10 protein-coding genes are annotated in these 14,341 nt (G+C 38.0%); 8 read left to right on the top strand and 2 right to left on the bottom strand.

The features are described from left to right. Position 1: 1 nt before the first annotated feature. The 7 genes from ALPR1_RS18380 to ALPR1_RS18350 all read left to right on the top strand — a co-directional run bounded on the left by ALPR1_RS18380 (position 2) and on the right by ALPR1_RS18350 (position 10,704). A complete protein-coding gene (locus ALPR1_RS18380; protein WP_008202942.1) occupies positions 2-3,052 on the top strand; it encodes an efflux RND transporter permease subunit in 3,051 nt (1,016 codons plus the stop codon). Next, the gene (locus ALPR1_RS18375; protein ID WP_008202941.1) at positions 3,049-6,252 is read left to right on the top strand and encodes an efflux RND transporter permease subunit; all 3,204 of its coding nucleotides are present in this window, start codon (positions 3,049-3,051) and stop codon (positions 6,250-6,252) included. Before ALPR1_RS18380 ends, ALPR1_RS18375 begins: the two co-directional genes overlap by 4 nt. 68 nt (positions 6,253-6,320) lie before the next feature. Further along, complete coding sequence (locus ALPR1_RS18370; protein ID WP_008202940.1) at positions 6,321-7,505, top strand: DUF4221 family protein; 1,185 nt, start codon at positions 6,321-6,323, stop codon at positions 7,503-7,505. A 226-nt stretch (positions 7,506-7,731) separates the two neighbouring features. Continuing rightward, positions 7,732-7,929 carry a hypothetical protein gene (locus ALPR1_RS18365; RefSeq protein ID WP_153231838.1) on the top strand — a complete coding sequence of 66 codons (198 nt, stop codon included), beginning with the start codon at positions 7,732-7,734 and terminating at the stop codon, positions 7,927-7,929. 44 nt (positions 7,930-7,973) lie between these two features. After that, positions 7,974-9,059 (top strand): hypothetical protein, encoded by a 1,086-nt coding sequence (locus ALPR1_RS18360; protein ID WP_008202937.1) that lies wholly within the window; start codon positions 7,974-7,976, stop codon positions 9,057-9,059. A gap of 284 nt (positions 9,060-9,343) precedes the next feature. Continuing rightward, positions 9,344-9,589 (top strand): hypothetical protein, encoded by a 246-nt coding sequence (locus tag ALPR1_RS18355; protein ID WP_040302999.1) that lies wholly within the window; start codon positions 9,344-9,346, stop codon positions 9,587-9,589. Continuing rightward, positions 9,586-10,704, top strand: coding sequence for a hypothetical protein (locus ALPR1_RS18350; protein WP_008202936.1), 1,119 nt, complete (start codon positions 9,586-9,588; stop codon positions 10,702-10,704). Before ALPR1_RS18355 ends, ALPR1_RS18350 begins: the two co-directional genes overlap by 4 nt. 76 nt (positions 10,705-10,780) lie before the next feature. Here ALPR1_RS18350 and ALPR1_RS18345 read toward each other — a convergent pair whose 3' ends face one another. Beyond that, a complete protein-coding gene (locus ALPR1_RS18345) occupies positions 10,781-11,476 on the bottom strand; it encodes an outer membrane beta-barrel protein (RefSeq protein ID WP_008202935.1) in 696 nt (231 codons plus the stop codon). A gap of 144 nt (positions 11,477-11,620) precedes the next feature. Between ALPR1_RS18345 and ALPR1_RS18340 the strand changes: the two genes are divergently transcribed. Next, positions 11,621-12,781 (top strand): cellulase family glycosylhydrolase, encoded by a 1,161-nt coding sequence (locus ALPR1_RS18340; RefSeq protein WP_008202934.1) that lies wholly within the window; start codon positions 11,621-11,623, stop codon positions 12,779-12,781. 206 nt (positions 12,782-12,987) lie between these two features. Here the strand turns inward: ALPR1_RS18340 and ALPR1_RS18335 are convergent, their stop codons facing one another. After that, complete coding sequence (locus ALPR1_RS18335) at positions 12,988-14,310, bottom strand: DUF5723 family protein (RefSeq protein ID WP_008202933.1); 1,323 nt, start codon at positions 14,308-14,310, stop codon at positions 12,988-12,990. Between the last annotated feature and the right edge of the window lie 31 nt (positions 14,311-14,341).

Raw genomic sequence — 14,341 nt, 5'->3', positions numbered from 1 at the left:
CATGGTTAGATTTTTATTAGCCAGGCCTATTGCAGTGTTTATGACTTTTATGGCCTTGATCGTTTTTTCGTTCATCGTCCTTCGAACACTGCCTATTTCATTGCTGCCTCCAATAGATGTTCCGCAGATTGTAGTAAAAGTCAACTATCCGAATGCTTCTCCGGAGGCAATAGAACAAAATGTGTTAAGTCCGATCAGGGAAGGCTTGATTACCCTCAATGGTTTGGAAGAAATGGATTCCAAAGCAGGTTCTGAAGTAGGTACTATTCGATTGACTTTTGATTATAGTACCCAGATGGAACTGGCCTATATTGATGTCAATGAGAAAATCGATCGATTGACTAATTCTCTTCCAGAAGATTTGGTTAGGCCGGAAGTTATCCGGATCAATACATCTGATATACCTGTGGCCAGGGTTCAGGTAGTTCCAAAAGAAGGGGTTGATGAAGTAGAAGTAAGCCAGTTGGCTGAAAATGTCCTTAAAAAGCGGATCGAACAATTGCCGGGAGTTTCTCTGGTAGATATCAATGGCAAAAAAAATAGAATAATCAGCGTCAAGCCTAATAAAGAGGCCTTAGCTGCCCTTGGAATGACACAGCAAAATGTGATCTCTACCATTCAATCATCAAATGCTGATCTTGATGGGATTTCCGTTAAAGATGGACAGTTCCGCTATTACCTTCGCTTGGCTACCCGAGTGGATACTCCGGATGACATTAAAAATCTTCCAATTCGAACTGCCGAAGGTGCCATTATTCCCCTGAATAAATTGGCGGAAGTCAATTACGAGACCAAGGAAATGCTAGGTTATCATTTATATGGGGAGCAAGAGAGTTTGGTGATTACGGTACATAAGCAAGCCTCGGCAAAAATGAATGAATTGATGCCCGAATTGAAGGCTTCTTTGGAACTTTTCAGAGTGGATTACCCTCAGGTAGATTTTGATTTGACGCAAGATCAATCTAACCTGCTAAATGCTGCAATTTCCAATTTGGAAACTAGCTTATTGTTTGGTGGGATATTCGCATTTGCGGTGCTTTTCTTATTTATGAAGGATTATCGCCTGCCCTTGATTATAGGAGTGAGTTTACCATCTTCTTTGGTGATTAGCTTTCTAATATTCTATTTTTTCAATTTGTCGATCAATATCATTTCCCTTTCGGGTTTGGCCTTAGGGATTGGGATGTTAATTGATAATGCAATCATCGTATTGGATAATATTACAAGAAAGAGAGATGAAGGTCTTCCAATTTTTGAAGCTTGTGTAGAAGGAGTAAATGAGGTGATGGGAGCCTTAATCAGTTCTGTGATGACTACACTGGCTGTATTTATTCCACTTGTGTTTCTCAGTGGGATTTCTGGAGCTTTGTTTTTTGATCAAGCAGTAGCAGTAGCAGCTATATTGTCGGTGTCTTTAGGAGTTGCATTTATTCTTCTTCCTATGCTTTACCTGCTATTGTTTGGGAAAAGTAAAAAAATAATAGAAAAGGAAGAGGGGCCATTTTTCAGACGTATTCTTTCTGGGTATGAACTCATCTATTCCAAAATCACCTCGAGCCGAAAAGTAGCAATTCTATGTTTTGCCATATTAATCCCATTAGGATTGGCTGTAAGTCTTTTGCTTAAGACTGAAGGGTTGCCCGAAATCGAAAAACTGGATGCTACCCTGGAAATTGAATGGAATGAGCCTATTGGCGCTTTGGAAAATAAAGGCCGGGTTGTGGCCTTATTGAAAGAACTTCAAGGAAGCTATGAGCAAGCAGAGTCGGATGTTGGGGTAAGACAGTTTTTATTATTTGATGGGGAGAATTCCATTCAGCAGGCATTTCTTTATTTACTGTTTAAGGATGAGCAAAGTAAAGAGCAAAAGATTGCAGATATCAGGAGTTATTTAAATGATAATTACCCTGAAGCAAGCTTCATTTTAGGAGATGCTCCCAATGCATTTGATCAATTATTTAGCTCCAGTCAAGCTTATTATGAGGTGAGATGGAAGGACCTCTCTTCCAAAGAACCTATAAGTGAGGAGGAAATGGATCCTTGGTTAAGTCAGTTCCCAGCCAATAGTTGGGAGAGAGGACCAGGATTACAAAAAGAAGCCTCCGTTGTTTTTACCCTTCGTGCGGATAAAATGGCCACTTACAAAGTCCCTGTAAATACCATTCAAGATCAGATTTCCAAGTTATTTGGAACCTATACCATCACCGACATTCGTAGATTTGGTGAGATCACCCCTATTAATCTCAAGGAATCGAATGATCGATTTGAATACTTGTTGAGAAATACGAATGTTTCGGCTTCGGACTCCACATCTTATGCTTTGAGTGAGTTTTTGGAATATGAGTATGAGAATCATTATAAATATATCACTGCGGACAGAGGTGGGATTTACCAGTCTGCTTATATTTTGGATGAAGAACCTGAGGCAAAAAGATCAGATTTTTTCAGTTGGGCTCAGACCAAAGATCTAGGTGTGGAGATGACGGGACAATATTTTAAGGATAAAGAAAATTTGCAGCAGCTGATAGGCATCTTATTGATTTCAGTATTGTTGCTGTACTTTATCTTAGCAGCTCAGTTTGAGAGTTTTATTCAGCCATTAATTGTAGTGTTCACTCTGCCATTAGGGATTGGGGGAGCATTTTTGGTGCTTTGGATTTTCGGAGCAAGTCTGAATGTCATGTCGGCGATTGGCTTGGTAGTCATGCTGGGGATTATGGTAAATGATGCCATATTAAAGATCGATACCATCAATAGGCTTCGTGAAAAGTATGATGAGATAGACTCCATATCACCAATGGAAGGACTGGAAAAAGCCTTGCATGGAGCAGGTCAGATTAGGTTGAAGCCTATTTTGATGACTTCTATCACTACGATATTGGCCTTGATACCCATTGTGTTTAGTAGTGGCTTAGGTGCGGATTTACAAAGACCTTTGGTCTATGCAGTAATCGGAGGACTAACGATCGGTACCTTTACTGCCTTGTATTTTGTACCCTTAGCCTATTGGTTTTTTGTGCCAAAGAAAAAGCTTAAAGCATTGTCCTCATGACTCCATTTCGGATCCTGATCGTATTTGTCTTGCTTTCCATCATGGGTTTCGCTGTGGTGCCTTTGCTTTCTGTGGATTTAAATCCAAAGGAAAAAGAACCTGTTTTGACCATTTCTTATGGAGTGGCCAATTCTTCTCCTGAAATCGTGGAGAAATTAGCGACTTCTCCTCTGGAGGGGACTTTTTCCAGGCTTTCGGAGCTCAAAAAAATCAACTCGACTTCAAATTACAATCGGGGATACATCACTCTTCATTTCGATAAAAAATCGGATATGGAAATGAAACGATTTGAAGTTTCTTCCATGATTCGACAAGTATATCCCCAGCTTGATCCTCAAGTTAGCTACCCTAGTGTTTCTCAAAGTGCAGAATCTAGGACGGATTCAAAAACTCCAATTTTAACCTACAGTGTCAACGGCCCTTTCGCTTCCTTTGAGATCAAAAAAATAACAGAGGATATCCTGAAGCCTGCTTTGACCAAATTTGAAGAGGTGGAGGAAGTTTTGGTGAGGGGAGCAAATGACTTGCAGGTCTTTGTGACATATGACATTCAAAAGCTACAATCCCTGAATATCTCCAAATCAAATTTAGAGTCTGCTATCAATCAGGCTTTTGGGATTAACTATCCTGGAGCAGTTCTCAATTCCAAAGGAGAAACCCTATTTATCGAAGTAGATCGAGCTTTAAAAGAATTGAGTCAGCTAGAAGAGTTAAGGGTAAAGGAAGTAGATGGTATAGAGGTTAGGCTAAAAGATGTAGCCAAACTTACGCTAGAGGAAGCTGAGCCAACGAGCTATTTCCGGATCAATGGGAATAACTCAGTGACGATTTCTATTTTTAATAGGGATGGGGTAAACAAAGTGCTTTTGGCCTCAAGCTTAAAAGAATCCTTGCAAACTGCTTCTCAATCTCTTCCCGCAGGTTTTGATGTACGGCTAGAGAGAGATGATACCGAGTATTTGGAAGAGGAACTGGATAAAATTTATAAGAGATCTGGGCTTTCCATATTGATTTTGGTTCTCTTCATATTCCTGATCAATAGAAATATAAAGTACCTCAGTATTTTGTTTTTGGGCATTATTGCCAATTTGAGTTTATGCGCAATGGTGATCTATTTTCTAAAAGTAGATATCCATTTGTATTCTTTAGCAGGCCTGACGATTAGTTTTGGGTTGATCGTGGATAATGCCATTATCATGATTGACCATTTGCATAAGCATAAAAACAGGAAAGTGTTTTTGGCTTTGCTTGCCGCGTCTTTAACAACCATTGCGGCTTTGATGATTGTCTTTTTCTTACCTGAAGAGGATAGAAAGAATTTGACTGAATTTTCCATCGTGGTTTCCGTGATGTTGGGAATTTCACTTTTGATTGCCTTGTTTTTCACTCCAGCTTTTTACCAAGTTTTATTTAAGGAATCTGTCAAAAAAGGTAGAAAACTCAGTATCCCTCAGCTTAAAAAAAGAGCAAAGTATTTAGGCCTTTATGAAAAAGGGATTGCTTGGACAGCTTCTCATAGAAAAGTCTTTGTGTTTTTATTGATCCTACTTTTTGGGACGCCTATATTCTTTTTACCCGCCAAATGGGATGATCATGAATGGTACAACAAAACCGTAGGTAATACATTTTATCAGGAGGAGGTTAGGCCCTATGTGGACAAGGCTTTAGGAGGCGCTCTTCGAATGTTTGTTCGTGGTACTTATGAAAAATCAAGCTATAGACAGCCAGAGGAAACTCGTTTGTTTGTCTATGCTCGCCTTCCTTTTGGGAACACCCTAGAACAGATGGATTTCATAATGAAGGAGTTTGAGGCCTATCTAGATGGCGTGGAGGGAATAGATAAATTTGTCACTTCCATTTACTCAGGACAGCAAGCTTCCATTGTTATTACTTTTAAAGAGGCCTATGAAAATAGTGCTTTGCCTTATCAGCTTAAAGGAAAGTTATCTGTTAAATCTACAGATTGGAGTGGAGCCAATTGGAATATTTATGGGGTAGGGCAGGGATTTTATACGGGGCCTGGAGGGGAGTCGATCCCTTCCTACAAGGTGGAGATGAAAGGATATAATTTTGATGAGCTCGAGAAGCAGGCTAATGTCATGTCGGAGAAATTATTGAAACATAAGAGAATTCAGGAGGTCAATACCAATGAACGAAACTATGGGGAGCAAAAAACAGATGAATATGTTCTGCGACTGAACCAAAATCAGTTGGCGTTAGGGGGTATGAACCAATACGAATTAATTAGCTCCCTTTTGGATTTGGCTAAACCACGTGGGGCTTCTGCAATTCTAAACTTGGAGGATAAAAACTATGGTTTGTTGGTTCAAGAAAGTGACTCCAAAGATTTCAGCAAGTTTGATTTAGAAAGCAAAAGTTTGATTGGTGGAGAAAGTCGTATTTACAAAGTTTCCGATTATGGAACCCTGACAAAAGAAACCACAACTAATGCCTTAAAGAAGGAAGATCGCCAATACATCAGAATTCTATCATTCGATTATATGGGATCTGCGAAGTTTGGAAATGAGTACTTGGAAGAGGTTTTGGACGAAATGAAACAAATCATGCCGATAGGGTATGAAGCCAAAAAACAGAGTTACTACTATAGTTATGAAAGAGCAAAAAGGCAATACAGCTTGTTAGGATTTTTGATTATTGGAATATTCTTGATTTGCTCCGTTTTATTCGAAAACCTGAAGCAACCTATTTATATCATTGCTATCATACCTATCAGCTTTATCGGGCTTTTCCTCATATTTTCACTCTTTGACTTCTATTTTGATCAAGGAGGATATGCGGCCTTTGTGATGTTAGGAGGCTTGGCTGTGAATGCCGGAATTTTCATCATCAATGATTTAAATAATAGAAATCAGGGAATTTATAATAGGAATGTTCTGAAGTCAGTCGCTGGAAAAGCAATTCCAATTTTATTGACTGTGCTATCTACTTGTTTTGGATTGATTCCATTCATCATGGAGGGACAAAATGAAATTTTTTGGTTCTCATTGGCGATAGGAACGATTGGGGGGCTGGCATTCAGTATGGTAGGTGTTTTTTGGATACTTCCAGTCTTTTTATGGAGAAAAGAGTCTCTTGCAGCGGCACAATCAGGAGCGGAACCTCCTCTCAAATCAGAGATGCAAGTGAAGAAGCCCAAGCGCAAGAGAAGATGGTTTTTCTGGAAAAGGAAAAAAGGATAATTTTTTAATTTCAATTGTCCTATAATTCTAGGTTTTTCAGACTAACCTGAAAACCCCAATTCTTTCAGATGAAAAAATCCTCACTTCTTGCTCTCAGTGTACTTTTTGGAACACTGCTTTTTTCCTGTTCAGAAAAATCACCAGAATCAAATGTGATAGATCCCTATCAAGAACTACGATTTGAAGTCTACGATTCTGTTATGGTGGATGTGCTGGAAAACGTTGTTCTATTGGATTATCAAGAGGATCTTGATCAGTATTTGGTGAAAGAACAGCGAGGAAGCAAAGTCCTCCTGGTTGATGGAAAGGGGGAAATGATCAAAGAAGTGGAACTGGTAGGAGAAGGACCAAATCAGATTCAGTTTTTTCTAGAGGGAAGATTTTTGGGAAAGGACCGCTTTATTTTTAAAGAAATGTCAGCGACTATGGATTTCCATGTTTATGACAGGAGTTTTCAGAAGTTGGAAAAGATACAGGGCCCAGCTGAAGGTTTTGGGGCTGGTATATTCATCAACTTTTTCCGTCAGACATTTACTCCATGGACAGAGTGGGATGAAGTTTTTATATTGGGTGAAGAGGTAAACACGTATAATCCGGGTGAAATGGATCCCGACAAAATCGGAGGAGGATTTTACAATCGAGTAAAAACAGGTTTTTATTATGACTCTAATCAGGATACTGTCAGCTATTTCAGTCTGTATCCGGAGGCTTGGGCTCCCCGCAGCACAAATCGATGGATAGGGCAGAGTTTCCCTTATTTGTCTTTCGATGTAGAAAGTAAAAGAGCTGCAATATTACCTCCAATCGGAAACCAACTCTTCTTATATGATTTTGATGGAAACTCTCTAATCAATGAAACGGCTGTTGCCTTATCACATCCTGACCGTGATCAGGAAATACCGGATCCTGAACGCGATAGCCGTCTTTATCCATCATTTAGCGATGTGAAGAGTTTTGGGGAATATCAATTGGCCATGTTTTATACCGCTATCCCTGAGGATGTAATAATAGAATTTCAATCAAAAGGGGAAGGTTACACCCAAAATCCTGCAAATCAAAAGGATTTGGTAGCCTATAGAAAACCTCGCTTCATAATAGTCAAAGGAGATCAGCAAGTCGGAATCCTCAATGAGCTTCCTGTAGCAGGATCAGTCAACTTGGGATTGTCTGACGGAACTTTAATTATAAAAGCTGCAGACGGAGCAGTAGAGCGGGATTATAATCTGTTTTATAAAATCAGAATGGTGGAGTAAATAGGTTTTACAATGTATTTTAAAACTTAAAAATTGCTTTGTAAACTAACCTGTCAGTTTTAATAACTAAAAACTTTGATTTTCAAAATCGGGGGGGGTAAATTGGAAATGAAGACTCAAATATACCGGTGTTTTTGATTTTTAGGGATTTTTTCCTCACCCTACATGGAGTGAATTGGGGACTTTATTTTAGTAATTTAAAATCATGAAAATTAAAGTTTTATCTATGCTGACTTTATTTGGTTTAGCGTTTTGTACTTTGGCTATTCAGCCTGTTCAGGCTGAAGAAGAGACAATGACTTGTGTTCTAATTCCTGGAAGTGAGACAATTGATCCTATTACTGGAATTCAGTGTGCGCTATATAATTGTCCAAATGGGGAGCAAGTACAATCTTGCCATTTACCACCAGTTACTGTTGAGTAATTATAAAGTAACAGAGCCAATTTAATTGGCTCTGTTTTTTTGCTATGAAAAAAATTTACCTATTTATCCTTTTAGGAATTACAATCATCTCCTGTAATAGGAAAACAACTCAGGATCTTCCTCTTGAAATTGTAGGCTATGATACTACTGTGTTCAAAGGAGGGAATTTTAGATATCTTGGGACGAAGTACCGAATGTCGGATCAAAATAATTTTGTACTGATACATCAAGAGTTAGAACTTTATTGGTTTGATATAGAGAAAGATTCTATGGTCAGGTCTGTTAATTTGGACACAACTAATTTGGTATTACCTCAGGTCAATATGCTCCAAGTACTCTATCAAGAAGCAGATAGCTCCTTGATTCTTTTTTTTCCTCAACGGAGCAAGATCATTCATTTGGATTCAAAGCTTGAAATAGAAAAGGAAGTGAATTTAAGCGGCATCCAAGAATTTACCTATATGTATATGCCTTATGGTCAGGTGTTTTACTATAATCCAAGTCGACAAGAGTTCTATATAGGATTATTGAGCGCTAAGTTGGAAGACCATAGGGCATTTGTAAATGAAACAAGATTTATTGGAGTATTCGATATGAATTCGGGCAAGCTGAAAACTTCTTTCGGTGAGTTTGGTGAAGAGAGAAAAAAAGTAAAATCATATGTACGTAGCCAAGGTCTTATCAATTTTGATGCGCTAAATGATGAATTCTACATTAGAGAGACTGTGGGTTCTTCTACGATTAATAAGTATAATGAAGCTGGGAATCTACAGGATTCCTATGATATTGGGTCGTCATTTCTCTTTTATGATTTAGTTGCAAAAAAGAATGGGGAGGAGTGGTTTCAAGCTTCTATGAGCGATCATAATTATGATATGAAATTAGCCAGTTCTAACCGCGCAGTTTCTTTAGGGGTAATATTCAAGGATGAAAACCGGAATAAAGTTAGAGACTACGGAGTATTGTTTATTGAAGATCTTGAGAAGGGGAAAACTTACTCAACACCAGTTGATCCATTTCAGATGATTCTCTGGGCAAATGACTCCGAAATATATCTGGTGAGATATCATCAGGAAGTTGAAGAGATGATTTTGGTGAAGGTGAAATATAAACTGGGGGAATCTAATTAAGATTAGAAAATTTCTATTTGGCGTTTTTTTGAGTGTTTATTCTTGTCTGTAGAATATTAATTGATGGAGAACTGGAAGTTTTTAATATTTGATCATCAATGATTTATCCTTTAAACTAATAATTTTATTATTTTTTTTAAAAAATAGTTCATTTTACTTGCGTTTTTAGTCGGTGGGGGGTAGATTTCAAACGAAATTTCAAGGTTACCGGTAAATGCGATTTTTTAGGGGTTTTTCCTTCCCTGCACGAAGCGAATGGGAGTATATTTAATTCTTTAACAATTATGAAAAAATTACTAATTGGATTAGCTTTTAGCCTTATTTGCTTTTCTGGGTTTGCCAAAGAAGATACCTTTAATGCTTGTGGAGCTGAAAATGTTGCAAGTATGATAATGGATATATCACAGAATCTTTGTGCTGGGACTTATACTATAGTGGATTTATGTGATAATAATCACCAATATGTAGTTGAAATGTCTTATGACGGACCTAATAGTAGCTGTGGTGAATTGCCAGTTATTCCCGAATGAAAAGACTTTCATTATTAGTTTTAATTTCAACAATTTGGGGATGCACTGAGGAGAGATCCTCAGTGCAAAAGTACCAAGTTTCCTTCAGCGAGGAAATAAGTTTAGACATTGGTGAAGTGGGTATGTCTTCACAGGTCCCATTTTCTATTTCTCCAGTCGATAGAGCTCAGAAATCATTTCTGATTTTTAATGAATTCTATAGGCGATTAGATAGTGTTTCTTTTAGTGATAAAAATATATGGATTTTACCAGGAAGAGAATTGCCAGTTGAAGGGCCAGGAAGTATTCCAAATTTCCGTCACTTTACATTCGTGAAGGATAGAGTTGTTTTCATAAATTCTAATGATATTTATTTTGTAGAAGATGAAAATACAGTTGACTTAAATATTACTAGGGAATTGGATAATGGTCTTGGGGAACTGAAGAGTATAAACGGGGCAGATGGAAGGAATAATACATTTCAAGCAGCCTCACCTGATGCTGATTTCCTTGCATTTATTATCAAGGACGTACGAACAGGTAAGTTTTCTTTGGTAAAATATGATTTTAATGATTTTGAAGAAGTTCCTTTTTTATTTGATATGGATCAAATGTTAAATCACAGGATTTCTTTTGAAAAAGGGCCAATGACAGTATCTAACTCCTATGCACCATATTTAACCGTTTTTGATTCTACAATAATTATATCGTATCCTTTTTTTAATAAAATAAGTAAGGTTAATTTGAATAGTCAGAAGCAATCTGACTTTTTATATGAATCTGAGCTGTTCAAAAAACAAAAAGACCTACCAGAGAAAACATACGGTTTTAAGGATATGGCTGAATATAGTGAAGTAGGCTCTAAGTGGAATAATGATGTTTACTATGGATCCATATTTAGATTAGACGATAACTTAATGTATCGTATGGTATTTGAAAACCAGATGTCTAACAAGGTATTTTTGGAATTATTTGATAATACATTTGAAAAAATTGGAGAGTTTGATCTTACCGAGATTGAGCCTGACTTGAAATCGTTCCATCTAACTGTCGAAGGGAAAATATTAATTCAAAGCTCTAAAGATCAGGATGAAGATATATTTAAGTATTATTTGATATCGGTTGATCCTATTTGAAAATTTCAGACTTTGAATTAATATGGGGTGTTAGTAGATTGAATAGATGTTTATACTTTATAGTTTGGTAAATATTTCACCTAAACGCATCATACACCACAATCCCTACCGAAGCTGTAATCAATTGTAGGGGACTTTGACGTGGACTGTATTCAAACTCACCATCACCTTTATTGGGTAAATACTGGGTATCTGGTTTGGTTAGGAACCTGATTGAGTTTCCGTCTTGGTAATTTACTCGTAATTCAATTTTTCCTCCCTCCAATCCTGGAATAGGAATTTGAACGCCTCCTCCGATTTTATAACCAAAGGACCAATCTTCCATATCCTTGCCTACTTCGACGGTTTCTTCGAAAATGGATGGACGGATTTTAAATTTAGAATAGAGATAGTTTGCCCCAGCCTGGATCTCAATAAAGGGTGTGACCTTCGAAGTCATCGAAGGTAAAAATCGAAAGACCGCCATGCCAGAAGTGTAATTGTTGTTTCTTCTCAGTCGGTATTCCTCATTAAAACCAGGATAAAAATCATCTCTTGTTTCTACTTTGGTGCCATAGATCCCGTAGCCCAATTCTAAGCCTACTTGCAAGGGTTGGTTGTAGAATTCATATAAAAGAATTCCCGAAATCGTAGGGAAAAACGTTTTGTCTACTTCCTGTTTCAATTTGGAAACCGGAATTCCTCCATTTAAATGCCCTCCTGCAATAAAAAATTGTGCATGAACACTGATGGCTAATAGTAAGAAAAATAAGGTAAATATAGATTTTCGCATAGGTAAACAGATAAGTATTCATACGAGAGATCTGGGGCGAATTGTTTAAGTAATTTGCTCTCATATAGCTACATATTTTTGATTTATTAAAACCATAGGTTTCCAAGACATTAGTATCTTAATCCTTTCAAACCTAATCTACCTATGAATACCCCAGATTCCCGCAGGGACTTTCTCAAGAAATCTGCATTACTCGGTACAGGGCTTAGCTTGGCAGGAACCACTTCATTACCTGCATTTGACTTGGCAGCTAAATCAAAAAATAAACTTCCTGCCTGGAAGGGTTTTAATCTATTAGATTTTTTCTCCGATCATCCGGATCGTGGTAGGCCGACGAAACCAGAATATGTAAAATGGATTGCTGATTGGGGGTTTGATTTCGCCCGAATTCCTATTTCTTATCCAAGCTATTTGGATATAGATCGTTCTCGTCCGATTCGTCCTGACGAAGTGCTAAACTTTGATGAAAGTCGCTTGGAAAAAGTGGACGAACTTGTGGAGCGCTGTATTTCTCAGGGATTGCATGTAAGTCTGAATCTACATCGAGCACCAGGCTTTTGCATCAATGCAGGTTTTGTTGAGCCTTATAATCTATGGAAAGATCAGGAAGCGCAGGATGCATTCTGTGCTCACTGGGAAATGTGGGCAAAGCGGTATAAAGGAATCTCAAAGAAGAGATTAAGCTTTGATTTGGTTAACGAACCTTTCCAGCGAGAAGATCCCAATGACCAGCATAGCCCCGGAGGACCAGTAAATATTTCAGATTATCATCGGGTGGCTGAAGCTGCCTTGAATACGATTAAGTCAGTGAAAAAGTCCAGATTGGTTATAGCTGATGGAAATGGGGGCGGAGGAATAGCCATGCCTGAGTTGGCGGATTTGGAGCTGGCACAAAGCTGTCGTGGATATCATCCTTTTCCTATATCGCATTACAAAGCTGGTTGGGTTTATAAAGACCCTGAGAATGTTCCTCCGGTAGATTGGCCCTTAAAACAAGGAGAAAGGATTTTGGATATCGAGGAAATCAGAAAGTATTATGCTCCCTGGAAAGCATTGGTGGATCAGGGAGTAGGAGTGCACTGCGGAGAATGTGGCTGCTACAATGAAACACCACATGATGTTTTTCTCAGCTGGTTTGGGGATGTACTAGAAGTATTAAAGGAAAATGGAATAGGTTTCGGAATCTGGGAATTCTCAGGCGCATTTGGCGTGATGAATTCCGGGCGAAAAGATGTAGCATACGAAGATTGGTATGGAGAAAAGCTAGACCGAAAGTTTTTGGAGTTGCTGAAAAAACAGATTTAAGTATTTGACTCCTAGTTTAAATCTGCCTGTAGAGGAGAGAATTTTATAAATATGATGTATGACATTCACGATAATCTATGTCAGGGGGATTATTTATTAAAGGTCTTTGTAATCAAGATGCAAATGGTAACCCTGTTACATATCATGTGGTTAACAGCACTCATGGGCCACTTACTTTTCACTTTTCACTTCTCACTTTAAACTTTTTATTTATAAAGCGGGACTTTAAATCCTATATAAACATCAGCACTTCTTGAGGTATCAGAAATCAAATTCGTTAAAATAGATCCAGATCCTATCATAACAGGCCCTGCTCTAAGCCCTAGTCCCCAAGCTAGACTGGAATCATATTGCCTGAACCCTATAGGACTATAAATACTTATCCATCGTCTCTCGTACCGTGGTGTAAGTGTAAATGAATTGATTAATTGGCTGACTGGATTTTCGCTGGAACTTTTTAAAGCAAGAGCTCCCTGTGCACTGACAAAAAACTTCCCGTTGATATTGTAATCTCCAAAGAATTGGAGGGAAGTAGGAAGTCCCAATTTAGTTTTTCCAACTGTTCCAATCCCTCGGTAATTATCTTCCAGAAGTTCTTCAAGGCCTTTGGACTCAAATTCATTTGCATCGATAGTAGCATCCATGTCGTAGATATATCTATTGGATTCATTATAGTTAATAGCTCCTACATCCATCACTGATATCCCAAGTTTAAATTTGTAAGGATAGTAATAGGTATTAACATTTTGCTGCTTAAACTCATAAACAAACCCAATATCAGCACCAAAACCTGATTTAATATCAGAAAAACTAATGTCTTCCGAATCAAAACCAGAGGTGTATCCATATCGCAATTCTCCAGAGGTAGTCAACATATCTGACTGATTATTGTATGAAGCATTCAATAACCGACTTTCACCGTAAACCCCACCAGCCCCAGCAAGGTATTTCAACGTAACGCCTCCTTTCAGAGAATTCGTTTCATCATCCAAAATCAATCGGGCGTAGCTAACTCCCAGCTCTCCCCAAAGGTGGATCACTCCGCTGACATCTTCCATATTGACATTGAAGTCGCCCAATTCATTAGCATCAGTATTTGCTAGTTCGTATAGATTCCCACCGATATTTTTTAAATCAAAAAAGCCTCGAACTCTGGACGTAATAGCAATGCTGTTTCTCTTGTCTATATTGAACAAAACAGACGGCCCCAGAAAATCTATATTGCCAAAGAAATTATTATTGTTTTTAGAATTTTTGTCATCGTCAGAATTGATCTCAAAACCATTTTGGAAGCTATCCAGGTCACTTAAATTGACACTGAGGTAGTCATTCCCAATAAAAGCACTGGTTGAAAATAAATTCACATCCAACCTCATTTTGGAGTCAACACCTAAGGCAGGGTTAAGTAATAATGAGTGAACGCCTGCATGATTGTCCACAGTAGCTCCAACAAATGTCTGGGCAAAAGCTGCATTTGAAATCAACAAAACAGCTATGGAGAGTAAACTCCAATTGAAAAAACGATTCATTAACAATAGGATTTATAGACTGAAATAAATT

Source organism: Algoriphagus machipongonensis, assembly GCF_000166275.1.
Lineage (GTDB): Bacteria > Bacteroidota > Bacteroidia > Cytophagales > Cyclobacteriaceae > Algoriphagus > Algoriphagus machipongonensis.
This window is presented reverse-complemented; position numbering and strand designations above follow the sequence as displayed.